We start from the raw sequence: 26,054 nt of genomic DNA, 5'->3' as shown, positions 1-26,054 counted from the left end.
CGTTTCTTGGGTGGTTAAGGCTTGGGGATGTTTTCGGGGGATCGTTTTCGCGAGATCGTTTTAGGGGGATCGTTCTTGGGAGGATGGTTTGCGGATGATTCTAGAGGGTCACAGGCGATTGCCGGTCGCAGCGTCGAACAGCGAGGCGCGCGCCGGATCGAAACCGAACTGGATCGGATCGCCGCTGCGCAGCGTCCGTTCCGCCTCGACGCGGAAGGAGAGGTTGCGGCCGGCAAGCTTCGTCCACACCAGCGTGTCGGAACCCATCGGCTCCACGATCTCGACCGAACCGCCGGCGGAAAACGGCATCGACTTCGCCGCGTCACCGAAAGCGATATGTTCAGGCCGGATGCCCAGCACGCAAGCGCCGGCCGGGCGCTCCGTGCCGTCAAAGGTATAGCGATCGAGCGGCACCGAAACACCGTCGGTCCTGAACACTGGAGCAGCACTGGCCTCCAGCTCCCCTTCGAGGAAATTCATCGCCGGCGAGCCGAGGAAGCCGGCGACAAACCGGTTGACCGGCCGGTTATAGATCGTCTGCGGCGCGTCAAGCTGCTGGATGACGCCGCCGCGCATGACCGCGATACGGTCGGCCAGCGTCATCGCCTCGATCTGGTCGTGGGTGACGTAGATCATGGTGTTCTGCAGCTTGCGATGCAGAAGCTTGATTTCGACGCGCAGTTCCGAGCGCAGCTTGGCGTCGAGATTGGATAGTGGCTCGTCGAACAGGAAGACGTCGACGTCGCGCACCAGCGCCCGCCCGATCGCCACGCGCTGGCGTTGGCCGCCGGACAAGGCCGCGGGCTTGCGCTGCAAAAGCGGCTCGATCTGCAGGATCTCGGCGGCGCGGGCGATGCGCTTGGCGATCTCGTCCCTGGGCACGCCGGCAACGCGCAGGCCGAACGACAGGTTCTTCTCCACCGTCATTTGCGGATAAAGCGCATAGGACTGGAACACCATGCCGATGCCGCGATCCTTGGGCTCTTCCCAGGTGACGTTCTTGCCCTTGATGAAGATGCGGCCTTCGGAAATATCGAGCAGCCCGGCGATGCAGTTGAGCAAGGTCGACTTGCCGCAGCCCGAGGGACCGAGCAGCACGATGAACTCGCCCTCTGCGACCTCGAGATTGAGGGTCTGCAGCACCGATACAGAGCCGAAGTTCAGGGACAGGTCCTGGATCGAAACGCTGGTGCCGTTGGCTGCCGTCATCGCCATCACCCTTTCACCGCACCGGCGGCGATGCCGCGCACGAAAAGCTTGCCGGAAATGAAGTAGACGATGAGTGGCACAAGGCCGGTCAGGATGGTGGCGGCCATGTTGACGTTGTACTCCTTCACGCCTTGCACCGAATTGACGATGTTGTTGAGCTGCACCGTCATCGGATAGGTGTCGGGGCGGGTGTAGACGACGCCGAACAGGAAGTCGTTCCAGATGCCGGTCACCTGCAGGATGATGGCGACGACGAAGATCGGCAGCGACATCGGCGCCATGATCCGCAGGAAGATGCCCCAGAAGCCGGCGCCGTCGACCCGTGCCGCCCTGAACAGCTCTTCCGGCATCGAGGCAAAATAGTTGCGGAACAAAAGCGTGAGGATCGGCATGCCGAAGATGGAATGGACGATCACCAGGCCGCTGAGGCTGCCGTAGAGGCCGATCTCGCGCAGGATGATGACGATCGGATAGATCATCACCTGATAGGGGATGAAGGCGCCGACGATCAGGATGACGAAGAATGTGTCGGCGCCCTTGAAGCGCCAGTTGGCGAGCGCATAGCCGTTCACCGAGGCGATCGCGATCGACAGCAGCACCGACGGCACGGTGATGCGCACCGAATTCCAGAAGCCGCGCGAAAGCCCGTCGCAATTGAGGCCGGTGCAGGCGGTCGCCCACGCCTTCACCCACGGTTCGAACGTGATTTCGAGCGGCGGCGAGAAGATATTGCCCATCCGTATCTCGGGCATGCCCTTGAGCGAGGTTACGACCATCACGTAGAGCGGCAGCAGATAGTAGACCGCCACCACGAGCAGCGTGCCATAGAGGAAGATATTGCGGCGCGAGAAGACATGCCGCGGCTTCGGCCCGCGCGGCCCGGAGGCTTCGCGCTCGGCGGCACCCGCGCTGGCGGGCAAAGGGACGGCCGGGTCAGCCACGCTTCCTGCCTCCAAATTCAAGGTAGGCCCACGGCACGACGACGATCACCACCGAGAGCAGCATCATGGTCGAGGCGGCAAAGCCCTGGCCAAGATTCTGTGCGAAGAACATGTAGTCATAGACATATTTGGCCGGCACTTCGGAGGCGATTCCGGGGCCGCCGCTGGTCTGGGCGACAACGAGGTCGTAGACCTTGACGATGCCCGACGCGATGATGACCAGCGTGGTGATGAAAACCGGCCGCATCATCGGGATGACGATGAACAGATAGGTCTTCCACATCGGGATCCCGTCTACCCGCGCTGCCTTCCAGATGTCCTCGTCGATGCCGCGCAGGCCGGCCAGCATCAGGCACATGATGAGCCCGGTGCCTTGCCACAGCGCCGCAATCGAAATGCCGTAGATGACGATGTTGGAATTGTAGAGCGGGTCGAAGTTGAAGCTCGTCCAGCCGAGGTCCCGCACCACATGCTGGATGCCGAAATCCGGATTGAGCAGCCACTGCCAGACCAGGCCGGTGACGATGAAGGAAAGCGCGAACGGATAGAGGAAGATGGTGCGGAACGTGTCCTCGAAACGGATCTTCTGGTCGAGAAGCGCTGCAAGCAGGAAGCCGATGACCAGTGAGAACACGAGCGAGATCGCGCCGTAGATCAAAAGGTTCTCGATCGAGATCAGCCAGCGCGGCGTCGCCCACAGCCGGTAATACTGGTCGAGCCCGGCGAAATTCAGCCGTGGCAGCAGCTTCGAATTGGTAAAGGAATAGAACACCGTCCAGACGGTGCCGCCGACGAAAACCACCGACGCGGTGAGGATCATCGGGATCGAGGCGACCTTCGCATTGATGTTGCGGAACAGCGGGTTGGGGCGTTCGCTCTTGCTCATCTCGTCAGCCGGCTGGGTAAGGGCGGTGCGATCCCGGCCCTGCTTTCGCAAGGCCGGGAGCGAGGTGTATTGCCTCCAACGTCAGTCTGCCGAAGCGATGAGGTCGGCGAAGCGCTTCTGCGCGTCTTCGATGGTCAGGTCCGGCTTGGCGAAGAATTCGGCGAAGAGATCTTCCTTCTGCTTCTGGGTATCCTGCGAAAGCAGTTGGTCCGTCCACGGGATGACGGCGCCCTTGGCGAGGATCGCCAGACCCTTCTTCATGCAGTCGTTCGCCGCATTGAGATCGACGTCACCGCGCACCGGCAGCGAGCCCTTCTTGAGATTGAAGGCGACCTGAGTCTTAGGGTCGAGCAGCGTCTCTGCCAACACCTCCTGCGCCTTGGACTTGTCGGCATCCTTGAGCAGCGGGAAATAGAAGGCGTCGCCGCCGGTGGCGATAACTTCGTTCAGACCGAGGCCCGGCAGGCAGGCATAGTCCTTGCCGGCGACCTTGCCGGCAACCTGGAACTCGCCTTGCGCCCAGTCACCCATGATCTGGCCGCCGGCCTTGCCGGTGATGACCAGATTGGTCGCCTGGTTCCAGTCCTGCACATTGGTGTTCTTCGCCATCTTGCGGGCATCGTCGGCGGCCTTGAAGACCTTGGCGATCTCGGGCCCAGCGGCGAACTTGGCGTCCTTGTCCTTGTAGACCTTGAGGAATGCATCGGTGCCGCCGACCGCCGCCAGCAGCACATCGAAGGCGCCGGAAGATTGCCAGGCCTGTCCGCCGACAGCGAGCGGGATGATGCCCGCCTTTTCCAGGGCGGGCGCTGCCGCCACGAATTCATTCCAGTCCTTCGGCAGCGGCACGCCGGCCTTCTCGAAGGCTTCGTTCGACAGCCACAACCACTGCCAGGAGTGGATATTGACCGGCACGCAGTAGATCTTGCCGTCTATGGTGCAACTGTCGAGCAGGCTCTTCGGCCGCACGATTTCCGTCCACTTGCCCTTGGTGGCGACCTCGGTGAGGTCGCGCATCAGGCCGGCCTGCACCAGTTCTTCGGCCTGCCGGCCGTGATTGAACTGGGTGGCGCCCATCGGATCGCCGCCGGTGATGCGGCTGATCATGATCGGCCGTGCCGTGCCGCCGGATCCGGCAATGGCGCCGTCGACCCAGTGATTGCCGGTCGCGTCAAAAGCCTTCGCGAATTCCGCAACCGCCGCCGCCTCGCCGCCGGACGTCCACCAATGGGTCACTTCCAGGTCGGTGGCGGCCGCCGGTCCGGCAAGCTGAAGCGCGGCCGTCGCGGCAAGGGCAGCGGTCAAAAGTCTATAGCGCATTTCGGTTCCTCCCAGAATCTGAAACGTTACAGATTTTCGATACGGCAATTATGCGGTGCGTGCAACCCCTGAGATAAACGCGCTCGAATGTTTTTTCGAGGCGCGAACAAATTCGTTGCGTGCAAACCGGCAAACTCCGCGCAAAACCGGGTGCTGCGCTGCAAAATCATGCTGCAGCGCCAGAAAACCGTCTCGAACCTGATTCTCGCGCAACGTTTATGGCCGCCAAAACCCTGCCAAAACCATGGCTTGAGAGACCGACTCGCTGCGATGTTGGAAATCTGTAACGTTTCAGTATATTGAGGCCTGACGGCGAAGAACCGTGCCACATCGTCATCGAAGCGATTGTCGGCTGGTCCGGCGGCTGCTATGCGCCTGACGGGGCGGGACGAATGGACAGGGACCAGACGGACAAGGACGACGAGGCGTCGGTGCATGAGCGGCCGACGCTGAAGACGCTTGCCTTCATGACCGGGCTCGGCGTCACCACCGTCTCGCGCGCGCTCAAGGATGCACCCGAGATCGGCGCCGAGACCAGGCGGCGGGTTCAACTCGTCGCCAGGCAGATCGGCTACCGGCCGAACCGCGCCGGCGTGCGCCTGCGGACTGGCAAGACCAATGTTATCAGCCTCGTGCTCAATACCGAGCGCGAGATCATGAGCTTTGTCTCGGACATCATCTACGGCGTCTCGGAGGTCATTGCCGACACACCCTATCACCTGATCGTCACGCCCTACTCGCGCTCGCAGGATCCGCTGGACCCGGTAAAGTATCTGGTCGAGTCCGGCTCGGCCGATGGCGTCATCATCTCACGCACGCAGCCCAACGATCCGCGCGCCCGCTACATGCTGGAGCGTGGCATACCCTTTGCCACGCATGGCCGCACCGATATGGGGCTTGTCCACCCCTATCACGACTTCGACAATTACGCCTTCGCCGCCGAAGCGGTGCGCCATCTGGCCAGCGTCGGCCGGCGCCGGCTGGCGCTGGTAGCGCCGCCGGTCGGGCTCACCTATTACGACCACACGGTCAATGGCTTTGCCGACGCACTGAGCGAGGTCGACGCCAGCGAAGTGCCGTTCAACGCCGTTTCGATCGACCAGTCGATCGATCAGATCAGGACGCGGACCGCGCAGTTGATGCGCCGCGACGTCAGGCCGGACGGTTTCGTCAGCAGCGCCGCCGCAGCGACGCTGGCCATTGTCGCCGGCATCGAGGATGCCGGCCTGAAACTCGGCCGCGACGTCGATGTCGTGTCCAAGCAATCGTCGGAACTGCTGCATCTGTTCCGCCGGGAGTTGCTGATCGTCAACGAAGACTTCCGCCTCGCCGGCACCGAGCTTGCCCGCGCCGTGCTGGGCTGGATAGGCGGCGCGGCACCTGGCTCTTTGCAGACTGTGGTCAAGCCAGGCGACGTCGTCGCGTATCAGGGCTGACTGGCACGACCTGAGAGGCCGCCTCACCTGACCCTAGCCGGCAGCACCGCTGCCCCATGGGCCATGGAAAGCCCCCTGCTCGCCGATGCGCTCGAAGCCATGCGCGCCGAAGAAATCGCGCTGCGCCTGGATCAGGTTCGAGGTGCCGCGGCCCTGGCGGTAGCTGTCGAAATAGGCAAGCGCCGACGCCAGCGCCGGCACGGGCGAACCGGCCTCCGACGCTCTTGCGACGATGCGCCGGAGCGACGGATGCGCCTCCTGCATCATGGTGGTGAAAGCCGGCGCCATCAAAAGGTTGGTGGACGCGCCGCCCGAGCCGAAGGCTTCCGCCATGGTGTCGAGCATCTGCGAGCGGATGATACAGCCGGCACGCCAGATCTTGGCGATGGTCGGCATCGGCAAGTTCCAGTTGAACTCCTTCGAGGCGGCGCTCATCACCGCGAAACCTTGTGCATAGGCGGCGATCTTGCCGGCGAGCAGCGCCAGCTCCAGGTCTTTCAGAAGTGCCGCCTTGTCGCCGGAGATCTTGGTGACGCCGATATTGCCATAGGCTTTTTCGGCCGCCTGCCGCTCATCCTTGATCGAGGACAGCACGCGGGCCGCCACCGCCGCCTCGATGGCCGTCGCCGGAATGCCGAGCTGCTGCGCCTCGATGACAGACCATTTGCCGGTGCCCTTCTGGCCGGCACGGTCGAGGATGATGTCGACCACCGGCTTGCCGGTCTTTGCATCGTCAGCGGCCAGCACCTTGGCGGTGATCTCGATCAGATACGAATCGAGCCGGCCCTTGTTCCAGTCCTCGAAGACCTTGCCGATCTCCTTCGGCCCCATGCCGAGACCGTCACGCAGGATACCGTAGATCTCGGCGATCATCTGCATGTCGGCATATTCGATGCCGTTGTGGATGGTTTTGACGAAATGCCCGGCGCCGTCTGTGCCGAGCCAGGCAGCGCACGGTTCATCCTTGAACTTGGCCGAGATCGCGGTCAGCACGCGTTCGACGCGCTTCCAGGAGTCTTCGGTGCCGCCGACCATGATCGACGGCCCGTGGCGCGCGCCTTCCTCGCCGCCCGATACGCCCATGCCGATGAAGGTGAGACCCGAGCCCGACAGTTCCGAAAAGCGCCGCATCGTATCGCGGAAATTGGCGTTGCCGGCATCGATGACGATATCGTTGTCAGACAACACGCCGCGCAGCGCTTCGATCTGTTCGTCGACCGGCTTGCCGGCCAGCACCATGATGATGACCGGGCGCGGCGGCTTGATCGCAGCTGCCAGTTCCTCCAGGCTGTAGCAGGGCACCACCATCTCCCTGAGCGAACCGGCGCCTTCGAGGAAGGCATCGGTGCGCGCCTTGGTTCGGTTGAAGACGGCGATGCGGTGCCCGTGCTCGGCAATGTTGAGCGCGAGGTTGGAGCCCATTGTGCCAAGGCCGATCAGGCCTATTTCGGCTTTTTCCATCGTTTCTTCCCTGCTTTCGGATTTTGTTGAGGCCGCGTTTTTCGGGATGCCCATTTTTCGGCGAGATGATTGACGGGCCTTTCGCGCCACGTCAACCGCCTCGCCGAATTGTGTTGCGTCTGCGTTGTGTCAGACCGAGTCAGGAAGGGTCAGTTGGTGACCAGGCGACGCCTTGCCGATCGAACATATGGCGTTAGGTTGGACTTATGGCAGTCAAACGGATGGACAATGTCGGAATCGTCGTCGATGACCTCGACGAGACGATTGCCTTCTTTCGCGAGCTCGGCCTCGAACTGGAAGGGCGGGCGACGATCGAAGGCGAGTGGGCCGGACGTGTCACCGGGCTCGGCGATCAGCACGTCGAGATTGCCATGATGCGCACACCGGATGGCCATAGCCGGCTCGAGCTCTCCCGCTTTCTCACGCCGACGGTCGTCGCCGATCACCGCAACGCCCCGGTCAATGCCCTGGGCTACCTGCGCGTCATGTTTACCGTGGACGACATCGACGACACGCTTGAAAGGCTCCGCAAGCGTGGCGCGCAGCTGGCCGGTGAAGTCGTCCGTTACCAGGACGTGTATCGGCTCTGCTACATCCGCGGGCCGGAAGGGCATCTCATCGGGTTAGCCCAGGAACTCGGCTGAGCGCCTTCGCAGGCGGGCTGAATATCACTCGGCGCGGATATCGATCGGCGCTTCGATCTTTACCACTTCGAAATCCGAAACCAGAATATCGAGCCGCGCCGTCCAGCGGCCTGGAATCGGAATGACGAGATTATCGACCCGCCAAGTGCCGTCGCCTGGCTTGGTCGCCGGACGCTTGATCGGCTCGATCCCCGAATCGGGCTTGGACAGCACCAGCGACACTTCCTTGGCGTCGAGCGGGCCGAAATCGCCATCCATGATGACGATGGAGGCGGTGACCTCCCCGGTATGGCCGGGCGTGATGTCGATGTCGGCCATCGCCTTCATAGTGTGGATATGGGTCGACGTCGGTTGTGCCGCGGCGATTGCCAGGGCCCGTGGCGGCGGCGTGAAGCGCCAGCCGGCGGCAACGCCGAAGATCAGGAGCACGATCAGCATTTCGACTGAGATCGAGCGGCTAAGCCGTCGCCGCACTTCCGTCGCTCCGGCCTCGGCCAAGGCGGTGAGCCGCCATCGATTGACCGCCGCCAGCGTGAACAGAAACACCAGCAGCGCCAGCTTGATCAGCAGCAGCCGGCCATAGGCGGTGTTGACCAGTGCCGCCGGTGTCTGCACCTGGATGATGGCGAGCACCACACCGGCGGCGGCAAGCACTACCACCACGGGCATGATCGCGCAAGAAAACCGCCGCAGGAACGCCCCGGCTTCCACCGATTGGCTGCTCAACGCCAGGCCGAGCGGCAGCAGTGCTCCAGCCCAGAAAGCGATGCCGGCGCCATGCAGGAACACCATAGGCCGCGTCAGCCATTGCGGTTCGGCTGCACTGGCATGGCCGCTGGCGGCAAGGGCTGCACCCACACCGGCCAGCCCGGCGAGCGCCAACGGCCTGGCGCCAGCACGCGATCCGACCAACGACAGCAGGCCAAGCCCGAGCGCCGCCAGCGAAATCAGCACCGTCCAGCCGAAGCTGGTGCCAAGCGCCGTCCGCCAGACCACCGGTTGCGCCAGCCGGGCGAGTGGCGCGCCCAGCGCGTCCAGCCCCTGGAACCCGAGCGACAGGGGTGCTGCGACCAGCCCGCACAGGATGGCGGCAATGACGAAGCGCTGGCCTGAGCGCTGGCCTTGCGCCAGCCATGTCAGCGCGAAGGCGCCGCCAATGCCGAGGAAAAGCCCGATGTAGAGAAGAACCTTGCCGGTCCAGATCGCTGACCGCAAATCTATATCGACAGCTTCCCCCACCGCCGGCGCCGCACTTGGCGCGCCAACGGAAAACAGCACCGAGCCGCCGACCGGATGGCCATCGGCGGAAATCACCCGCCAGCTCAAGACATGGGTGCCCGGCCCGAGCTTTTGTGGATTGTCGATCTCAACCGTTTGGTCGCTCAACCGAAACGAGGTCAAAGCGACAGGCGTACCGTCGGGCCGCACCAAGGTCAGCACCAGCGGCGACACAGGCTCGCTGAAGGTCAGCGAAAATTGCGTCGGCGCTCGCTCCAGAACCGCGCCGTCGGCAGGCTCGGCCTTGATCAGCGCCGCATGGGCAAAGGCCTGGTTTGGCGTGGCAAGGACGGCAAGCAGCAGGATCGCGGCCAGCAGGCCGAAGCACCTGCCGGCTGTCCGTTCCATCCGCTGGAAACAGGCCACGTTCATGCCATCCACCAAAACAGTGGCGCGCCGCTTCGAAGCAGCGCGCCGCCAATGCATCATTTCTTCGGCAGCAGGTTGAGGCCGGGCGCCGGATCTTCCAGCGCATCCTCATCCTGACCAGCCGCCGGAATCTCTATCCAACGCGTGGTGGCGCCATCGCATTCCTGCACCACCGGAAAATAGAGTTTTTGCCCGGCCGGCAGATCGGCGGCCAACGTGCCGCGGAAGACGAACTCGTCATAAAATTCATCCGGCAGGCTGCCGCCGCTCCAGTCGACTTCCTTGACGCCCGAGGTCACCGCCTCGCCATAGAGCTGGTAGGATTTCTCGTACTTGCCTTTCTTGACCTGCAGCGTCCAGCCGGGCTTGGGCATCGGCTTCACCCCGATCACCCCTTCCGGGATCTGCACGCGCACGGCAATCGTCGCCTTGCCTTCGCAGCCATGCGGCACGCGCAGCACGGCCTTGTAGGTCGAACCGACCGGCGCTTCCTGGGTTTCGAGCGTGATATGGCCGAAGGCAGCGCTTGTCCCCAGGACAAGGAATGCAGCGGCCGGCAAAAGATACTTGTTCATGATGGTCCCTCTCGAAAAATCGGTTGGCAAATTGATTGGTCAGTCGTTGTCTTCGAGGGGTGGCGCGCTGCCTATGGCTTGCACGGCAAACTCGACGGTCACGGTTCCGGCCTTCTCGAAAGTCAGCGTGGCGGCAAACATCTGGCCTTCTTTAGGCGGCTGCTTCAAATCCATGAACATCACGTGGTAGGCGCCAGGACCCAGCGTGATCTTGCCGCCCGCCGGAATGTCCAGGGCGCCACTGACCGGGCGCATGGTCATGACGCCATCCTTCATCCCCATTTCATGCAGTTCGGCCTTCCCCGAAATGTCGGAGGAAATCGACAGCAGCCGGTCTGGTGCGCTGCCCTTGTTGACGATGGTGAAATAGCCGCCGGCAACCTTGGCGCCGGCTGGCGTGGCACGGGACCAGGGATGCTCGATCTCGATGTCACCGGCCTTGAACTCATGCGCAAGGACGGAATGGGCGCCGACGAACAACAGTGCAAAGGCAAAGAGGGCGCTGCCGAGACGCTGCTCGATAGTGGTGAAGATAGGGGTGCTGCGGCGCAACGCGCCGGCATGACGAAAACGGGACATGGGTAGGCTCCATGAATATGAGGTCGCGCCTTTGTCCGGCTGCGAACGAGTTTATCATTGGATGATTATCGCCCGCGCGGGTTACGCCAAGCGAGCGGCGGTTTTTCAGCCCGCAAGCGGCGGGGCGCGCGGATTGGCCGGAGAGCGCTCACGCGTAACGTCGGGATGCCTGACTGCCGGCGGAAGAAACGCGACTGTTTCAAAAGACAGGCTCACCGGCGCCACGCCGACGCCTGCCGGCGGCGCATAGGCGACGGAGGCCATGCTGCAGCCGAGCATGCAGCATGCCGGCATGTGCGGCTGGTGCGGATCGCCGCCGGGAAGCTGGACCGCCCCCTCATGTGTACAGATGACGTTGCCGAAAACGTCGAGTTGCGAGGCATCCGGCGCAATGCCGAAAGCAAACACGCCGAGCGTCGACTGGAGCAGCAGCACACAGGCCGCGACAAAGGCGGCCGTCATGCTCCATCTCTTACGCCGGAAGTCCAAAGACCTGCCTCTTCACGCAGCAACGCTTGGATATCTAGCACGCGGCATGTCGGCGGAAAATCGCCAAATCATCGCTGCGGCAACGCGGCGCGTTAAGAAGCAATCCGACCGATTTCCGGGATCGACGTCAACAGCGTGTGGCGTGCCGACTTCAGATGCTTGCGGCAGGCGGCGTCGACCTTGCCGAGATCGCGCGATTTCAGCGCCGCGATGTAGGCGAGATGCTCGCTCACCGCGACTTCGTTGCGCTCGCGCTCCTGCGCCTTGTTCCACTGGTAGTGGTAGTGAAAGATCATGGCGATGACGTCGTAGAAATCGACGATGAAGCGGTTGTGCGACGCCCGGTGGATCAGCCGGTGGAAGCGCTCGTCTAGCTCCGAGAATTCGTTGAAGCGGATGGCGATTTCGCTGGCCAGAAGCCGGTGCTCGTCTTCCAGCCGGTCGAGATCCGCCCAGACCGGACTATCCCCAGGCAAGGCGGCAAAGGCCGCCGCCGAGCGTATCTCGAACATCTCGCGGATTTCAGTGAGTTCGAGCGCGAAGGCTCGCGTAAACCCCTTCAGCACCCAGTGGCTGTTGCGCCGCTTCTCGATCAGGCCGAAGCGGGAGAAGCGGATGAGGAACTCGCGCACGCTGGTGGTGCCGACGCCGATCTCGCGCGCCAGTTCGAGCTCGTTGATCTGCATGCCGGCCTCGGCGCCGCCAGCCAGCAATCTGCGCATAAACGACCGCTCGATGATCTGGGCCAGTGTGTCTGTCTCCTCCTCGGGGAAGAAATCATCCGGCTTCGGCGCCCTGAGCACTGTCTTGCTGCGTTTGTTCCACGCGATCAGCCCGGTCTCTTCCATGCGCGCCAGAATGGTGCGCACGGTGGTCCGGCTGACGCCGAGCAAAGTGCCCAGTTCCGGCTCCGACGGCAGGCTCTGCGTTTCATCGAGCAGCCGCAGACCCCTGTTGTAAGCGTCCTTGTAGACGTTGTTGCTCTTCGACATCCCTGCCCCGTTGCGCGCCGGCGCTTGCTGTGGCTGGCTTGAAGCGCGATATCACATATGTCCTGGCTCTCACCCGGCAGAGCAAACGCTCTGCGTGTCAGACGCCGCTCCCCACAAGCCAAGCGTCCATCGGACACATGGTCTCCTCCTGAAAAAACAATTGACGCACAAATGTTTTTTCACGATAAAAGACATTATATGTAAACAGACGCGTGTCAATCCGCGCATCCCCAGGAACAGACCCAGGAAACTGCCCGTGAACGCCTCGAACAGCATTCTTCTGTCCCCCGCCGACAATGTCGCGGTCGCCAATGGCCGCATCGAGATCGGCACCCCTCTGCCCGGCGGCGCCGTCGCCACGGCCTTGATCGAGCCCGGCCACAAGGTGGCGATCAAGCCTATCGCCGTCGGCGAGGCGGTGGTCAAGTATGCCCAGGCCATCGGCCGCGCCACCCAGGACATCGCGCCCGGCGACCACGTCCATTCGCACAATCTGGTCTTCGAGTCCGGCCGTCTGCCGGTCGTGCCGCCGAGCGAAGCGGAGCATGCCACCGAAGCCGACCGCGCCCGGACATTCATGGGCTATCGTCGCGCCGATGGCCGTGCCGGCACGCGCAACTTCATCGGCATCATCGCCAGCGTCAATTGCTCGGCCACCGTCTGCCACGCCATTGCCGACGAGGCCAACCGCGTGCTGTTGCCGAAATATCCGGGGATCGACGGCTTCGTCCCGATCGTCCATGGCCAGGGCTGCGGCATGAGCGGCACCGGCGACGGCATGATGGTGCTACACCGCACGCTCGCCGGTTACACCCGCCATCCGAATTTCGGCGGCGCGTTGATGGTCGGCCTCGGCTGCGAGGTCAACCAGCTCACCCTTTACGGCCAGAAGGGTGCGGCGGCGGGAAAACGCCATTTCAACATCCAGGACGCCGGCGGTTCGCGCAAATCGGTCGCAAAGGCGATGGGCGTGCTCGCCGAAATCGCCGAGGAAGTCGGCCAGTATCAGCGCGAGCCGATCCCGGTCTCGGAGATCGTCGTCGGCCTGCAATGCGGCGGTTCCGACGGCATGTCGGGCATCACCGCCAATCCCGCGCTGGGAGCGGCGGTCGACATCCTGGCCGGCGTCGGCGGCATCGGCATCCTGTCGGAGACGACGGAGATCTATGGCGCCGAACATCTGCTCGCCTATCGCGCGGCAACGCCGGAGATCGCCAAGAAGCTCGACGGTTTCGTCAAATGGTGGGAGGACCATGTCGCCAAGCACGGCGCCTCGATCGACAACAACCCCTCGCCCGGCAACAAGCGCGGTGGCCTGACCACCATCCTGGAAAAGTCGCTGGGCGCCGTGGCCAAAGGCGGCCAGACTCCGCTCAACGGCGTCTTCGGTTATGCCGAAAAGGTCACCGGCAGTGGCCTGGTGTTCATGGACACGCCCGGTTACGACCCGGTCTCGGCGACCGGTCAGGTGGCGGGCGGCGCCAACATCATCGTCTTCACCACCGGCCGCGGCTCCTGCTTCGGCTGCCGGCCGACGCCGTCGATCAAGGTCGCCACCAACTCGACCATGTACCACCAGATGGAAGAGGACATGGACGTCAATTGCGGCGTCATCGCTTCGGGTGAGAAGACCATCGCCGGCATGGGCCGGGAACTCTTCGAACTCATCGTCGAGACGGCATCGGGCCGCAAGACCAAGAGCGAGGCGTTCGGCTACGGCGACAACGAGTTCGTGCCGTGGCACCTCGGCGCGACGCTCTAACCACCGACGAAAAAAGCGGGCTGCAACGACTGCCCACAAGGGGAGGCTTTGGATGGACAAACGCCGCATCGGCACGACTGCGCTCGAGGTCACTGAGATAAGCTTCGGCGGAGCGGCAATCGGCGGGCTCTACCGTGCCTGTCCGCGCGAAGCGGCGATGGAGACGCTGCAGACAGCCTGGGATGCCGGCCTGCGCTATTTCGACACCGCGCCCTTCTATGGCTTCGGCCTGTCGGAACGGCGGACCGGCGATTTCCTGCGCTACAAGCCGCGGGATTCCTATGTGCTGTCGACCAAGGTCGGACGGCTGTTCCGCCCGGTGCCGGAAGACCAGGTTCCCGATCATTCCTATGTCGACCCGCTGCCCTTCGCGCTCGACTACGACTACTCGTATGACGGCATCATGCGCTCGGTCGAGTTCTCCTATGCGCGGCTCGGGCTGAACCGGATAGACATCCTGTTTGTGCACGACATCGGCACCTACACACATGGCGTCGAGAAGACGAAGCTGCACTTTCGCCAGCTGGTGGACGGCGGGTTGAAGGCGCTGGAAGAGCTTAAAACGTCCGGTGTGATTTCCGCCTATGGGCTCGGCGTCAACGAGGTGCAGATCTGCCTCGACGTATTGCGCGAAGCACCGCTCGACTGCATCCTGCTGGCCAGCCGCTATTCGCTGCTCGACCGCTCTGCTGAAGCCGAGTTGCTGCCGTTATGCCGTGAGCGACAGACTTCGCTGATCATCGGCGGCGTCTTCAACTCCGGCATCCTGGCGACCGGACCGGTGCACGGTGCGCATTTCGACTATCTGCCGGCGACGCAGGACATACTCGAGCGTGTCGGCGCGATGGAGAAAATCGCTGATGAGGGCGGATATCCGCTGGCGGCGGCTGCATTGCAGTTTCCGCTGCAGGAGCCTGTCGTGGCCAGCGTGCTGACCGGAACGGCCAAGCCTGCCAACCTGACGCGCAACCTCGACCTGTTCGACGTCCAGGTGCCGCAAGCGGAATTCGCCCGCTACACTCCCTACACCATCGTGCAGGAGCTCGGCTGACGAAACGCCACAATCACGGTTCTCAAGAAGGAATGAATATTCCATATTGACTCGACGGTGGAATTAATATTCCATGATGATCAAGGAGGATCGGGAGCGTCTGGACGTGGCACTGAGGATCGGCAGGGAGGCTTCTCAGCCAAGCCATGCGCAGGCCGATATGAAACACCGCTTGCGTCGGCCGGACCGATGCACTATCAAAAAGCGGCAACTGTTTTTTATTGATAAAGGTCTGTTTGGGCCGCGCCTATCCAAATGGAGCTTCCGCAACCTTCACCGGGCGATCTAGGGAGGATTCCTAATGAAATTCGTGACCAGCATTCTCAACCGCCGTTCACTGGTGGCACTTGCTGCCGCCTCGATGCTTGCAGGCACGCTGCACACGGCGCCCGCTTCGGCGGCGGACGTGACCATTCCGATCATCGTCAAGGACACCACATCCTTCTACTGGCAGATCGTCCTGGCCGGTGCCCGCAAGGCCGGCAAGGATCTCGGCGTCAACGTACCCGAACTCGGCGCCCAGGCTGAAACCGACGTCAACGGCCAGGTTTCGATCCTCGAGAATGCCGTCGCCGGCAACCCGGCCGCGATCGTCATCGCGCCGACCGAATTCAAGGCGCTCGGCAAGCCGATCGATGAAGCGGCCAGCAAGGTCAAGGTCATCGGCATCGACTCCGGCGCCGACTCCAAGGCGTTCACCTCGTTCCTGACCACCGACAATGTGCAGGGCGGACGCGTAGCCGCTGACGGTCTTGCAGCAGCCATCGGCGAAGCCAATGGCGGCAAGATCGAGGGCGACGTCGCCCTGATCACCAACGCGCCGGGCGCCGGTTCGCTGGAGCAGCGCAAGCAGGGCTTCACCGAGCAGCTGGCCGCGAAATATCCGGGGCTGAAGCTCGTCGCCGACAAATATGCCGACGGCCAGGCAACGACCGGTCTCAACATCGCCACCGACCTGATCACCGCCAACCCGAACCTCAAGGGCATCTTCGCGTCCAACCTGATCATGGCGCAGGGCGTCGGTCAGGCAGTCGCCGAGAACAACCTTGGCGGCAAGCTGGCGCTGGTCGGCTTCGACAGCGACGAGAAGCTGATCAAGTTCCTCAATGACGGCGTCATTTCCGCGCTCGTCGTCCAGGATCCGTACCGGATGGGCTATGACGGCATCAAGACCGCGCTCGCCGCCTCGAAGGGCGAGAAGGTCGAGGCCAATGTCGACACAGGCGCCAACCTGGTGACCAAGGCAAACATGAAAGACCCCAAGATCGACGCCCTGCTCAACCCGAAGCTCTGAGCCCGTCGACCAAAAATCCTTTCCGGGGCCTCGCGCCCCGGAAACACCGGATACAAGCTTGAATATCCACCGGCTTGAATCACCTCGACGATGCGGCTTGACTGCATCGCGACGTGCCAATCGTAAGGCCAATCTGGGAGGATTGTCATGACGCCCATGGCGCAGGAACTGCACCCGGCCCCAACGCTAGCGCCCGGCAGGACGATCCTCGAACTGCACGGGCTGGAAAAGCGCTATCCCGGCACGCATGCGCTGAAGCCCGTTCACCTTGCCTTCAAGGCAGGTGAGATCCACGCCATCGTCGGCGAGAACGGCGCCGGCAAATCCACCTTGATCAAGCTTCTGACCGGCGTCATGCCGCGCACCTCCGGCGATGTCATCTGGGAGGGCAAGCCGGCAGCGCTGGCAACCCCGCACGAGGCAATGGCGCTGGGCATCAACGCCGTGCATCAGGAGGTCGTGCTCTGTCGCCATCTCACCGTCGCCGCCAACATGTTCCTCGGCGAGGAGAATTCGCGCTTCGGCATCCTGCAGCAGCGCGCCATGGTCAAGGAAGCGCAGAAGATCATCGACGGTCTCGGCTTCGACCTGCCGGCGCATGTCATGCTGGGTGACCTCACCATCGGCCAGCAGCAGCTGATCGCCGCCGCCCGCGCCACCGTGCGCGGCACCAAATTCCTGATCTTCGACGAGCCGACCGCCTATCTCACCCGCAAGGAAGCCGACCAGCTGTTCACGCTGATCCGCAGGCTCAAGGGCGAAGGCGTCACCATCATCTACATCAGCCATCGCATGGAAGAGGTGTTCGAACTCGCCGATCGCGTCTCGGTGCTGCGCGACGGCACGCTGGTCGGCACCCGCAACATTGCCGAGACCAATGACGCCGAGCTGGTCAAGATGATGATCAACCGCTCGATCGAGCAAGTCTACCATAAGGAGCATTTCACCCCCGGTGCCGTGATCGTTGAAGCGAAAAACCTGTCGGGCAAGGGTTTCGAAGACGTCTCGATGACGGTGCGCGCCGGCGAGATCGTCGGGCTCTATGGCCTGATCGGCGCCGGGCGGAGCGAGTTCGTCACCACGCTCTATGGCCGCCACAAGAAGTCGGCCGGACAGGTCCTTTGGCAAGGCAAGCCGGTCCACATCAATTCCGAGCACGACGCGATCAAGCTCGGCATGGCGCTGGCGCCGGAAAGCCGCCGCGACCAGGGCCTGTGCCTGAACCTGCCGGTCGGCCTCAACCTCAACCTGCCGATCTACAAGCGCATCTCCAGCAACATGCTGATCTCCGGTGCGAAGGAAAAGGCCGAGGCCGATCGCCAGATCGCCGGCCTCCGCATCAAAACGCCGACGCGCGGCGCCCTGGCCTCCAGCCTGTCCGGCGGCAACCAGCAGAAGATCGTCATCGGCAAATGGCTGGCGCATGGCGCCAAGCTGTTCATCTTCGACGAGCCGACCGTCGGCGTCGATGTCGGCACCAAGGCCGAGATCTACCGCCTGTTCGGGGAACTGTTGTCCAAGGGCGCCGGCATCATCCTGATCTCGTCCTATCTGCCCGAGGTTTACGAGCTCGCCGATACGCTGCACGTGTTCCGGCGCGGCAAACTGGTCGCCAGCCACGGTTTTCGCGCCGCCAGCCATGAAGACGTGCTGACGCAGGCGATCGGCTGAAAACGCCGTCCAGACAAGAAGAAACGGGAGGAACCATGAGCATCGAAACCGCCGCGATCGAAAAACCGAAACGGAACTACAACGTCCTGTTCGGGCTGACGCTTCTGGCGTTGCTGGTTCTGCTCTGGATCGTGCTGTCGGTGGCGACGCCGAGCTTCGCCTCCTCCAACAACATCGCCAATCTTTTGCGGCAGGGCTCGATGATCGCCATCATGGCGGTCGGCCAGACCTTCGTCATCATCACCGGCGGCATCGACCTCTCGGTCGGCGCCGTGGTCGGCTTCGCCACCGTCATTGTCGCCATGATGATCAATGCCGGCTTCCCGATCTGGGTCGCCATTCTGGTGACGCTGCTGGTCGGCGTTGCCATCGGCCTGTTCCATGGCTTCGGCATCGTCAAGATGGGCCTGCCGCCCTTCATCATCACGCTGGCGACGCTGACCTCGTTGCGCGGCATCGGCCTGTTGATGACCAACGGCAATTCGATCAACATCAACAGCGACAGCTTCACCGCGTTCTCGCGCAGTTCCTTTGTCGGCATCCCCAATCTGTTCTGGATGGTGATCCTGGTCGGTATCCCGGCCTACATCTTCCTGCACCACAGCCGCTGGGGCCGCTATCTCTTCTCTGTGGGATCCAATGCCGAGGCCTCGCGCCTCTCGGGCGTCAATGTCCAGCGCACCATCTACATGGCCTACACGCTGTCGGGCCTATGCGCGGCCTTCGTCGGCGTGCTGCTGGCGGCGCGCATCGGCATCGGCAACCCGACCCAGGCGGAAGGTTGGGAGTTGCAGGCGATCGCCTCATCGGTGATCGGCGGCACCTCGCTGTTCGGCGCCGTCGGCTCGGTGCATGGCCCACTGCTCGGCGCCTTCATCCTGGCCACCATCAACAACGGCGCCAATCTGCTCAACGTCAACTCGTTCTGGCAGCGCATCATCACCGGCGCGCTGATCATAATCATCGTCTATTTCGACGGGCTGCGCCGTCGCGGCAAGTAATTCTCCCTGACCTTCTGCGCCGGCCTGCTTAACAACGGACCGGCGCCTTTTTGAGAAACACTGGAATTGCCGAATGAAAGCTGTTGTCTGCCGCTCGCCCGGCGAGCTTGTCCTGGAAGACCGGCCGGCGCCAGGAGCGCCGCCTGCCGGCTGGGCGCTGGTCGCCGTCAGCCATGTCGGCATCTGCGGCACCGACTACCACATCTTCGAAGGCAAGCACCCGTTCCTTGCCTATCCCCGCATCATGGGCCATGAAGTGTCGGGCACCGTCGTCGAGACCGGCGAAGATGTCGACCTTGCCGTGGGCGAGCCCGTCATCATCAATCCCTATCTCGCTTGCGGAAAATGCATCGCCTGCCGGCACGGCAAGCCGAATTGCTGCGTCAGGATCGAAGTGCTTGGCGTCCATCGCGACGGCGCCATGGCCGAGCAGATCCTGGTGCCGGCGCAGAATCTTTATCCGGCAAACGGCTTGTCGCTGGCCGATGCGGCGGCGGTGGAATTCCTCGCCATCGGCGCGCATGCCGTGCGGCGCGCTCGCGCCGAACCAGGCGCCCGCACGCTGGTCATCGGCGCCGGGCCGATCGGCCTTGGCGCAGCGCTGTTTGCGCGCATCGCCGGGCTCGATGTCAGCCTGCTCGACATGAGCACGGAGCGGCTGGATTTTGCAAAAGGCGAACTCGGCTTCGCCACGCTCGACGGTTCACAAAAAGCGGCAGCCGAACTGGTGCGCAAGGCAACCGGCGGCGAAGGGTTCGACGTCGTCTTCGACGCCACCGGCAACACCGCCTCGGTGCAGTCGGCCTTCGCCCATGTCGCGCATGGCGGCACGCTCGTGCTGGTCAGCGTCGTCAAGGATGACATCGTCTTTTCCGACCCGGAATTCCACAAGCGCGAAATGACATTGATCGGCAGCCGCAACGCGCTGAAAGTCGATTTCGACCACGTCGCCGCCTCGATCCGCAACGGCGCCGTGCCGCTGGCAAAACTCGTCACCCACCGCACCACGCTGGCCGGCACGCCGGACGATCTCGCCCGCTGGGCGCATGAGAAATCGGGGTTGATCAAGGCTGTGATCGAGGTGGGGTAAGACATCCGAAAAATTTGGTGGAGCGATAAGTGCCGAGTTAAGGCAGATCGCATACCGCGGCGATTTGCGAAAAGGCCCGTCGCTTCCTCATCCATGGGCGGAGCAAGGAGCGAAGCGACGCGGCGCAGACCCGAGGATTCATTCGGTGACGTCTGCGCTAGAATCCAGCGGTGCAAAAAGAGGCGTCCATTCGCATCTCCTACCTGCACCGCTGCGGCGCGCGACAGTCGCGGCATGGGTCCTCGGGTCTGCGCCGCGTCCGCTGCGCTCCCGCTCCGCCCGTGGATGAGGAAATGAGCAGCTAAGCCGCCCGCTTCCACCCATCCCTGATATGCCTGTATCCCTCCCGATAAACTGCCTCCGGCGTCTCGGAAAAATCCCGCCACACCTTGGTCGCCGCCGCCAGATCCTTCAGCGATCTGCCAAACGCCTCGATCGTCAGCCAATCGTCATAGCCGCTCTCGTGGATGGCCGCGAAAGTCTCTTTCCACGGAATGTTCCCGCGTCCCGGCACGCCGCGATCGTTCTCCGAAATGTGGACGTGCACGACATTCCGCCGGTGCTTCATGTAGGCGCCGATCGGGTCGGCCTCCTCGATATTGGCGTGGAAGGTGTCGTACATCGCCTTGATGTGCGGCCGGTCGATGGCGTCGACGTGCTCGGACAGATCGGCCATCGTGTTCAGCAGATAGCACTCGAAACGGTTGAGCGCCTCCAACCCGATGGTAACGTTCCGCTTGCCGGCATGATCGCCAATGGCGCGCTGCGACGCGATCGAGCGCTTCTTTTCCGCAGCGGTCGGCCCGCTGCCGGAGAAGGCGCCGAGCGTCGAATGCAGCGGCCCGCTCAGCGTACTCGCGCCGAGCGCCTGGGCGCAATCGATCGCCCATTTCATGTAGCCGATGCCGGCCTTGCGGGTCGCGGCATCCGGCGAAATCAGATTCATCGCCGGGTCGCCCATCGCCGTAACAGCCGTGCGCTCCAACCCGATGCGGTCGAGCAAATCGCCAAGCTTCTTGTAGTCCTCTGGCGTGCCTGAGAAGATCGGTATCTCGACGCCGTCGAAGCCGGTCGCCTTGATGTCGCGCAGCAACGGCTCGTGTTTCTTAGACACGGAAGTCGTCCACAAAAACATGCACATGCCGATTTTCATCGACAGCCCCTCCCCATTTGACGGCGCGCTGGTTTCTTTCGCACCTCGCACCATGCGCCCTCATTCGGCCGCTTAGCGGCCACCTTCTCCCCGAAGGGAGAAGAGACTTGGCGCCGGCGCTACCTAAAGTTTCGTCCACGCCCCGTTCTTCTTCGACGACTTCACGCAGGCCTCGATGAACGCCATACCTTCGACGCCGTCCTGGATGGTCGGGAACACCACGTCCTTGCCCGGCTTGCCGCCCTTCTTGCGTGCCGCGCGGATCGCGCGCGCCGCCTCCTGGTAGATGTTGGCGAAGCCTTCGAGATAGCCTTCCGGATGGCCAGACGGAACGCGGCTGACGCGTCCCGCAACCGGCAGCGCGCCGGCGCCGTTGCGGGTGAGCAGCTGCTTGGGCTGGCCAAACGGCGTGTACCAGAGATAGTTCGGATCGGCCTGCACCCATTCCAGCCCGCCTTTAGAGCCATAGATGCGCAGCTTCAGCCCGTTCTCGTGGCCCGGCGCCACCTGGCTCGCCCAGATCATGCCCTTGGCCGGATGCACCTTGCCGACCGGCTTGAAGCGCAGCATGACATTGACATTGTCGTCGAGCAGCCGCCCCGGCACGAAAGCGTCGAGATCGGCCGACAGGGAATCGAGCTCCAGACCCGAGACGAAGCGCGCCAGATTGTAGGCATGCGTGCCGATGTCGCCGAGCGCGCCGCCCGCGCCCGCCTGCTTGGGGTCGGAGCGCCACGCCGCCTGCTTCTGGCCGGTGGCGGCAAGATCCTCGGTCAGCCAGTCCTGCGGGTACTCGGACTGAACGATGCGGATGTCGCCAAGCTGCCCCTTGGCCACCATCTCGCGCGCCTGCCGGATCATCGGATAGGCAGTGTAATTGTGCGTCAGCACGAACACCTTGCCGGTCTTTTCAACCACGGCCGCGAGCTTCTTGGCCTCGGCCAAAGTCGTCGCCAGCGGCTTGTCGCAGATGACGTGGATGCCCGCCTCGAGGAAGGCCTTGGCCGCCGGCACGTGCACATTGTTGGGGGTGACGATCGCCACCGCCTCGATGCCGTCCGGGCGCTTGGCCTCGGCCTTGGCCATCTCGGCATAGGAGGCGTAGCTGCGCGCCGGGTCGAGACCGAGTTCGGCGGCGGAAGCCTTGGCGCGCTCGGGACTGGCCGACAGGGCGCCGGCCACCAGCACGAAGTCATTGTCCATGCGCGCCGCGATCCGGTGCACCGCGCCGATGAAGGCGCCTTGGCCGCCGCCGACCATACCATAGCGGATCGGGCCGCCCCCCGCTTCCGACTTCGATGCGCCGACCATGTCTTTCTCCTGCTTGTCTCAAATACCCATCATGGCGCGCAGCATCTTCTTGTCGGTGGTGCCGCCGGCGAAATCATCAAAGGCCTTTTCCGTCACCCGGATAATGTGGTGCTGGATGAAGGGCGCGCCTTCGGCCGCGCCGTCCTCCGGATGCTTGAGGCAACACTCCCACTCCAGCACCGCCCAGGAATCGTAGCCATACTGGGTAAGCTTGGAGAAGATGCCGCCGAAATCGACCTGCCCGTCGCCAAGCGAGCGGAATCGCCCCGCGCGATTGGTCCAGCTCTGATAGCCGGAATAGACGCCTTGCCGCCCCGTCGGATTGAACTCGGCATCCTTGGCATGGAAGGCCTTGATCCGCTCGTGATAGATGTCGATGAATTCGAGATAGTCGAGCTGCTGCAAAAGGAAATGCGACGGGTCGTAGTTGATGTTGCAGCGCTTGTGACCGCCAACCGCATCTAGGAACATCTCGAAGGTTGCGCCGTCGAAGATGTCCTCGCCAGGATGGATCTCATAGCCGACATCGACGCCGTTCTCGTCATAGACGTCCAGGATCGGCTTCCAGCGTGTGCCGAGCTCGGCGAAGGCCTCCTCGATCAGCCCGGCCGGCCGCTGTGGCCAGGGATAGAGGTACGGGAAAGCTAGGGCGCCGGAAAACGTCACCGAGGCTTTCAGGCCAAGATTCTTCGAGGCCTTGGCGCCGAACTCCATCTGTTCGACCGCCCATTTCTGCCTGGCCTTGGGGTTGTTGTGCACCGCAGGCGGTGCAAAGCCGTCGAACTGGGCATCATAGGCCGGGTGCACCGCCACCAGCTGCCCTTGAAGATGCGTCGACAGCTCGGTGATCTCGACGCCGGCATCCGCGCAGATGCCTTTCACCTCGTCGCAATAGGTCTTGGAAGATGCCGCCTTCTTGAGGTCGAACAGGCGTGCATCCCAGGTCGGGATCTGCACGCCCTTGTAACCGAGACCGGCCGCCCATTTGGTGATCGAGGCCAGCGAATTGAACGGCGCGGTATCCCCCGCGAACTGCGCCAGAAACAGCCCCGGACCCTTCATTGTCGACGGCATCGGCATCCTCCCAATTCATTTTTCCAAGGACCAAGCATAGCGCCTGATGAAAGCAGGGCCAGCCTCTTTGGTCTCTTGTGATGTGCATTCTCGTATCGGCATTCTGGTATTACCAAATACCGGAAATGGGTCAAGCCATTTGACTCACGCGCAAAGCTGCCGGGGCATTCCATTTTTGGCGATATATACCAGCATAATCAATACGGTACACAGATGCCGATATCGCATCGCGGCGGTTCTTGCCGCGCGACAAAAATTGCTGTAGACCTCCATTAGGGCCCAATTGGTCGAACCAGTTGCGCAAAAACGCTGGAGCGCCTTGGGGAGGAAACACGCGACGCGCCTTGTGGGGCGCATCGCAGGCGAACTGGCACAGACGAATTCTGGGAAGGATAGACCATGCATCTTTCGACGCACAACTGGATGCGCGCGGAACCGTTGGAGGTGACGCTGAAGCGCATCAAGAAATTCGGCTACGAGTCGATCGAGATTTCCGGCGAGCCCGAGCAATACAAGACCAAGGAGACCCGCGCGCTGCTGAAAGAATACGGCATCCGCTGCTGGGGGTCGGTGACGCTGATGCTGGGCGAACGCAACCTTGCCGCCAGGGACCAGGGCCAGCGCGAACGCTCGGTGCAGTACGTCAAGGACGTGCTGACCATGGTCAGCGAACTTGATGGCGAGATCATAACGCTGGTGCCCGCGACCGTCGGCAAAGTGGTGCCGGACGGCACCGAGGAAGAGGAATGGAAGTGGGTGGTCGACGCCACCCGCGAATGCTTCACCCATGCCAGGAAGGTCGGCGTCAAGATCGCGGTCGAGCCGCTCAACCGCTTCGAGACCTATCTGTTCAACCGCGGCGCGCAGGCGTTGGCCCTGGCCGATGCGGTCAGCCCCGAATGCGGCGTCTGCCTCGACGCCTATCACATCCATATGGAAGAATTTAACGTCCATGACGCGATCCGTCAGGTCGGCAAACGGCTGTTCGACTTCCACGTCGCCGACAACAACCGCTTTGCCGCCGGCCTTGGCCAGATTGATTGGCCACGGATCGTGCAGACGCTGAAGGAAGTCGGCTATGACGGCGCGCTGACGAACGAATTTGTCGCGCCAGTCGACCGCACACCCGCCGCGCCCTATCCCGACATGGTCGAGCGCAATCCGGTCGACATTTCTCCCGAACAGCTGAAGTTCATCCAGGATCACGGCTCCAGCGTGCTGACGGAGAAATTCTACACCGACCAGATGCGCATCACGGCCGAAACGCTGCTGCCGCTAATCAAGTAGCCGATCGGGATGCGCATCAAAACGGTCCAGGCGTGGTGGGTCCGCGTGCCGATTGAGGCCGCGAAGCAGCATCGCAGCGACTTTGGCCAGGTGACGACGTTCGACGCCGCCATCCTGCGCATTGAGACTGACGACGGGCTGATCGGCTGGGGCGAGGGCAAGAACGCCGCCGGCAGCGCCGGCAGCTATGGTGCGCTGGTCTACATGCTGAATCACGAGGTCGGGCCGCAGCTGATCGGCCGCGACCCCGCCGACATCGGCATGATCTGGGAGATGCTCTACAACGGCGTGCGCCATGACAGTGCCGCGCGCGCCGGCCATGCCATGCCGCAGCTGGCGCGGCGCGGCATGAGCATTGCGGCAATCAGCGCCGTCGATATCGCGCTCTGGGATATTCTGGGCAAGTCGTTGGGACAGCCGGTGTGGCGGCTCATCGGCGGCCGCAAGCTCGACCGCATGCCGGCCTACGCCTCCGGCGGCTGGGCTGCCGCCGACGCTATCGGCGAGCAGCTCAAATCCTACATCGCCAAAGGCGGCTTCAAGGCGCTGAAGATGCGCGTCGGCGCCATGGACGGCGCCCCGCACATTTCCGCCGCCCGCGTCCGCGCCGCACGGCAGGCGCTCGGTCCTGACGTCGAGTTGATGGTCGACGCGCACGGCACCTATACGGTGGCCGAGGCCAAGCGCTTCATCAGCCTGGCCAGCGATCTCGACCTCGCCTGGTTCGAGGAGCCTGTTATCGCCGACGACAAGGCTGGTATGGCCGAGGTGCGCGCCTCGGGTTCGATCCCGATCGCCACCGGCGAAAGCGAAGCGACGCGCTACGCCTTCCGCGATCTCGCGGTGCTGAAATCCGCCGATATCTTCCAGCCGGATCCGGCCTTTTGCGGCGGTATCAGCGAGGCGATGAAGATCGGCACCATCGCCAGTGCCTTCAATCTGCGCTTTGCCCCGCATCTGTGGGCCGGCGCGCCATGCTTTTTCGCCGGCCTGCATGTTTGTGCGGCCTCGCCTGCCAGTTTTACTGTCGAATATTCGCTCGGCGCCAACCCTATGATCCACGATCTTATCGAAGAGACTGTCGAAGCAAGGGACGGTATGATAGCGATCCCTGAAAAGCCGGGTCTGGGATTCACCATTTCGGAGCGGTTCCTGGAGGCGCACGCGCAACGCGGTTGACG

Annotated in this window: 24 protein-coding genes; 11 read left to right on the top strand and 13 right to left on the bottom strand. The window is 63.0% G+C overall.

The genetic code is table 11. From position 1 onward, the window contains the following. Window positions 1-108: 108 nt before the first annotated feature. The 4 genes from NKJ80_RS21600 to NKJ80_RS21585 form a co-directional block, all read right to left on the bottom strand. Complete coding sequence (locus NKJ80_RS21600; RefSeq protein WP_023728557.1) at window positions 109-1,209, bottom strand: ABC transporter ATP-binding protein; 1,101 nt, start codon at window positions 1,207-1,209, stop codon at window positions 109-111. A gap of 5 nt (window positions 1,210-1,214) precedes the next feature. After that, entirely contained in the window at window positions 1,215-2,150 is a 936-nt protein-coding gene (locus NKJ80_RS21595) for a carbohydrate ABC transporter permease (RefSeq protein WP_023733610.1), read from the bottom strand. Next, entirely contained in the window at window positions 2,143-3,036 is an 894-nt protein-coding gene (locus tag NKJ80_RS21590) for a carbohydrate ABC transporter permease (protein ID WP_023733611.1), read from the bottom strand. Before NKJ80_RS21590 ends, NKJ80_RS21595 begins: the two co-directional genes overlap by 8 nt. An 81-nt stretch (window positions 3,037-3,117) precedes the next feature. Then, window positions 3,118-4,356 (bottom strand): ABC transporter substrate-binding protein, encoded by a 1,239-nt coding sequence (locus tag NKJ80_RS21585; RefSeq protein WP_023733612.1) that lies wholly within the window; start codon window positions 4,354-4,356, stop codon window positions 3,118-3,120. 392 nt (window positions 4,357-4,748) lie between these two features. On the opposite strand from NKJ80_RS21585, the gene NKJ80_RS21580 reads away from it, so the two are divergent. Further along, window positions 4,749-5,792, top strand: a complete 1,044-nt coding sequence (locus tag NKJ80_RS21580) for a LacI family transcriptional regulator (protein ID WP_023733613.1) — start codon at window positions 4,749-4,751, stop codon at window positions 5,790-5,792. 33 nt (window positions 5,793-5,825) lie between these two features. Here the strand turns inward: NKJ80_RS21580 and gnd are convergent, their stop codons facing one another. Continuing rightward, entirely contained in the window at window positions 5,826-7,253 is a 1,428-nt protein-coding gene (gene gnd / locus NKJ80_RS21575) for an NADP-dependent phosphogluconate dehydrogenase (protein WP_352498280.1), read from the bottom strand. 206 nt (window positions 7,254-7,459) lie between these two features. Between gnd and NKJ80_RS21570 the strand changes: the two genes are divergently transcribed. After that, complete coding sequence (locus NKJ80_RS21570; protein ID WP_023692002.1) at window positions 7,460-7,897, top strand: VOC family protein; 438 nt, start codon at window positions 7,460-7,462, stop codon at window positions 7,895-7,897. A gap of 24 nt (window positions 7,898-7,921) precedes the next feature. Here NKJ80_RS21570 and NKJ80_RS21565 read toward each other — a convergent pair whose 3' ends face one another. From NKJ80_RS21565 to NKJ80_RS21545, 5 genes are all read right to left on the bottom strand, one after another. Further along, window positions 7,922-9,547 (bottom strand): copper resistance CopC/CopD family protein, encoded by a 1,626-nt coding sequence (locus tag NKJ80_RS21565; protein WP_352498279.1) that lies wholly within the window; start codon window positions 9,545-9,547, stop codon window positions 7,922-7,924. Between the two features lie 53 nt (window positions 9,548-9,600). Then, window positions 9,601-10,119, bottom strand: a complete 519-nt coding sequence (locus NKJ80_RS21560; protein WP_023683022.1) for a YcnI family copper-binding membrane protein — start codon at window positions 10,117-10,119, stop codon at window positions 9,601-9,603. Window positions 10,120-10,158: 39 nt separating this feature from the next. Further along, window positions 10,159-10,698: a copper chaperone PCu(A)C gene (locus NKJ80_RS21555; protein WP_023712310.1), complete on the bottom strand. Its 540-nt coding sequence runs from the start codon at window positions 10,696-10,698 to the stop codon at window positions 10,159-10,161. Between the two features lie 105 nt (window positions 10,699-10,803). Beyond that, window positions 10,804-11,160: a DUF2946 family protein gene (locus NKJ80_RS21550; protein ID WP_352498278.1), complete on the bottom strand. Its 357-nt coding sequence runs from the start codon at window positions 11,158-11,160 to the stop codon at window positions 10,804-10,806. Between the two features lie 119 nt (window positions 11,161-11,279). Beyond that, window positions 11,280-12,179 (bottom strand): GntR family transcriptional regulator, encoded by a 900-nt coding sequence (locus NKJ80_RS21545; protein ID WP_023692007.1) that lies wholly within the window; start codon window positions 12,177-12,179, stop codon window positions 11,280-11,282. 256 nt (window positions 12,180-12,435) lie between these two features. Between NKJ80_RS21545 and NKJ80_RS21540 the strand changes: the two genes are divergently transcribed. The 7 genes from NKJ80_RS21540 (at window position 12,436) to NKJ80_RS21510 (ending at window position 20,048) form a co-directional block, all read left to right on the top strand. Further along, complete coding sequence (locus tag NKJ80_RS21540) at window positions 12,436-13,941, top strand: UxaA family hydrolase (protein ID WP_023712307.1); 1,506 nt, start codon at window positions 12,436-12,438, stop codon at window positions 13,939-13,941. Between the two features lie 52 nt (window positions 13,942-13,993). Further along, window positions 13,994-14,992 (top strand): aldo/keto reductase, encoded by a 999-nt coding sequence (locus NKJ80_RS21535; protein ID WP_352498277.1) that lies wholly within the window; start codon window positions 13,994-13,996, stop codon window positions 14,990-14,992. A gap of 73 nt (window positions 14,993-15,065) precedes the next feature. Next, window positions 15,066-15,281 carry a hypothetical protein gene (locus NKJ80_RS21530; protein ID WP_023728565.1) on the top strand — a complete coding sequence of 72 codons (216 nt, stop codon included), beginning with the start codon at window positions 15,066-15,068 and terminating at the stop codon, window positions 15,279-15,281. 12 nt (window positions 15,282-15,293) lie between these two features. Continuing rightward, on the top strand, window positions 15,294-16,286 hold the full coding sequence (locus tag NKJ80_RS21525; RefSeq protein ID WP_023728566.1) for an ABC transporter substrate-binding protein: 993 nt from the start codon (window positions 15,294-15,296) through the stop codon (window positions 16,284-16,286). A gap of 147 nt (window positions 16,287-16,433) precedes the next feature. After that, window positions 16,434-17,957: a sugar ABC transporter ATP-binding protein gene (locus tag NKJ80_RS21520; RefSeq protein ID WP_023828310.1), complete on the top strand. Its 1,524-nt coding sequence runs from the start codon at window positions 16,434-16,436 to the stop codon at window positions 17,955-17,957. A 35-nt stretch (window positions 17,958-17,992) separates the two neighbouring features. Continuing rightward, window positions 17,993-18,958: an ABC transporter permease gene (locus NKJ80_RS21515; RefSeq protein ID WP_023669818.1), complete on the top strand. Its 966-nt coding sequence runs from the start codon at window positions 17,993-17,995 to the stop codon at window positions 18,956-18,958. Window positions 18,959-19,031: 73 nt separating this feature from the next. Then, window positions 19,032-20,048, top strand: coding sequence for a zinc-binding alcohol dehydrogenase family protein (locus NKJ80_RS21510; RefSeq protein ID WP_352498276.1), 1,017 nt, complete (start codon window positions 19,032-19,034; stop codon window positions 20,046-20,048). Between the two features lie 301 nt (window positions 20,049-20,349). On the opposite strand, the gene NKJ80_RS21505 is transcribed toward NKJ80_RS21510, so the two are convergent. The 3 genes from NKJ80_RS21505 to NKJ80_RS21495 form a co-directional block, all read right to left on the bottom strand. Then, on the bottom strand, window positions 20,350-21,201 hold the full coding sequence (locus tag NKJ80_RS21505; protein ID WP_352498275.1) for a sugar phosphate isomerase/epimerase family protein: 852 nt from the start codon (window positions 21,199-21,201) through the stop codon (window positions 20,350-20,352). Between the two features lie 123 nt (window positions 21,202-21,324). Continuing rightward, window positions 21,325-22,512, bottom strand: coding sequence for a Gfo/Idh/MocA family protein (locus tag NKJ80_RS21500; RefSeq protein WP_352498274.1), 1,188 nt, complete (start codon window positions 22,510-22,512; stop codon window positions 21,325-21,327). A gap of 18 nt (window positions 22,513-22,530) precedes the next feature. Continuing rightward, window positions 22,531-23,586 carry a sugar phosphate isomerase/epimerase family protein gene (locus NKJ80_RS21495; RefSeq protein ID WP_023726430.1) on the bottom strand — a complete coding sequence of 352 codons (1,056 nt, stop codon included), beginning with the start codon at window positions 23,584-23,586 and terminating at the stop codon, window positions 22,531-22,533. Window positions 23,587-23,985: 399 nt separating this feature from the next. Between NKJ80_RS21495 and NKJ80_RS21490 the strand changes: the two genes are divergently transcribed. Further along, on the top strand, window positions 23,986-24,873 hold the full coding sequence (locus tag NKJ80_RS21490; RefSeq protein WP_023683010.1) for a sugar phosphate isomerase/epimerase family protein: 888 nt from the start codon (window positions 23,986-23,988) through the stop codon (window positions 24,871-24,873). 9 nt (window positions 24,874-24,882) lie between these two features. Next, window positions 24,883-26,052, top strand: coding sequence for a mandelate racemase/muconate lactonizing enzyme family protein (locus tag NKJ80_RS21485; RefSeq protein WP_023683009.1), 1,170 nt, complete (start codon window positions 24,883-24,885; stop codon window positions 26,050-26,052). Window positions 26,053-26,054 lie beyond the last annotated feature (2 nt).

The sequence above is a fragment of the Mesorhizobium sp. M0030 genome, from assembly GCF_040323695.1.
Taxonomy (GTDB): Bacteria; Pseudomonadota; Alphaproteobacteria; order Rhizobiales; family Rhizobiaceae; genus Mesorhizobium.
The sequence above is the reverse complement of the archived record's forward strand: the minus strand, read 5'-3'. Positions and strand labels throughout refer to the sequence as shown.

Coding starts and splice junctions, on each gene's coding strand:
- NKJ80_RS21500 (WP_352498274.1), bottom strand. CDS start 22,512: ATGGTCGGCGCATCGAAGTCGGAAGCGGGGGGCGGCCCGATCCGCTAT.
- NKJ80_RS21510 (WP_352498276.1), top strand. CDS start 19,032: ATGAAAGCTGTTGTCTGCCGCTCGCCCGGCGAGCTTGTCCTGGAAGAC.
- NKJ80_RS21515 (WP_023669818.1), top strand. CDS start 17,993: ATGAGCATCGAAACCGCCGCGATCGAAAAACCGAAACGGAACTACAAC.
- NKJ80_RS21550 (WP_352498278.1), bottom strand. CDS start 11,160: ATGACGGCCGCCTTTGTCGCGGCCTGTGTGCTGCTGCTCCAGTCGACG.
- gnd (WP_352498280.1), bottom strand. CDS start 7,253: ATGGAAAAAGCCGAAATAGGCCTGATCGGCCTTGGCACAATGGGCTCC.
- NKJ80_RS21495 (WP_023726430.1), bottom strand. CDS start 23,586: ATGCCGTCGACAATGAAGGGTCCGGGGCTGTTTCTGGCGCAGTTCGCG.
- NKJ80_RS21505 (WP_352498275.1), bottom strand. CDS start 21,201: ATGAAAATCGGCATGTGCATGTTTTTGTGGACGACTTCCGTGTCTAAG.
- NKJ80_RS21555 (WP_023712310.1), bottom strand. CDS start 10,698: ATGTCCCGTTTTCGTCATGCCGGCGCGTTGCGCCGCAGCACCCCTATC.
- NKJ80_RS21600 (WP_023728557.1), bottom strand. CDS start 1,209: ATGACGGCAGCCAACGGCACCAGCGTTTCGATCCAGGACCTGTCCCTG.
- NKJ80_RS21490 (WP_023683010.1), top strand. CDS start 23,986: ATGCATCTTTCGACGCACAACTGGATGCGCGCGGAACCGTTGGAGGTG.
- NKJ80_RS21590 (WP_023733611.1), bottom strand. CDS start 3,036: ATGAGCAAGAGCGAACGCCCCAACCCGCTGTTCCGCAACATCAATGCG.
- NKJ80_RS21525 (WP_023728566.1), top strand. CDS start 15,294: ATGAAATTCGTGACCAGCATTCTCAACCGCCGTTCACTGGTGGCACTT.
- NKJ80_RS21580 (WP_023733613.1), top strand. CDS start 4,749: ATGGACAGGGACCAGACGGACAAGGACGACGAGGCGTCGGTGCATGAG.
- NKJ80_RS21535 (WP_352498277.1), top strand. CDS start 13,994: ATGGACAAACGCCGCATCGGCACGACTGCGCTCGAGGTCACTGAGATA.
- NKJ80_RS21545 (WP_023692007.1), bottom strand. CDS start 12,179: ATGTCGAAGAGCAACAACGTCTACAAGGACGCTTACAACAGGGGTCTG.
- NKJ80_RS21565 (WP_352498279.1), bottom strand. CDS start 9,547: ATGAACGTGGCCTGTTTCCAGCGGATGGAACGGACAGCCGGCAGGTGC.
- NKJ80_RS21585 (WP_023733612.1), bottom strand. CDS start 4,356: ATGCGCTATAGACTTTTGACCGCTGCCCTTGCCGCGACGGCCGCGCTT.
- NKJ80_RS21560 (WP_023683022.1), bottom strand. CDS start 10,119: ATGAACAAGTATCTTTTGCCGGCCGCTGCATTCCTTGTCCTGGGGACA.
- NKJ80_RS21530 (WP_023728565.1), top strand. CDS start 15,066: ATGATGATCAAGGAGGATCGGGAGCGTCTGGACGTGGCACTGAGGATC.
- NKJ80_RS21570 (WP_023692002.1), top strand. CDS start 7,460: ATGGCAGTCAAACGGATGGACAATGTCGGAATCGTCGTCGATGACCTC.
- NKJ80_RS21520 (WP_023828310.1), top strand. CDS start 16,434: ATGACGCCCATGGCGCAGGAACTGCACCCGGCCCCAACGCTAGCGCCC.
- NKJ80_RS21485 (WP_023683009.1), top strand. CDS start 24,883: ATGCGCATCAAAACGGTCCAGGCGTGGTGGGTCCGCGTGCCGATTGAG.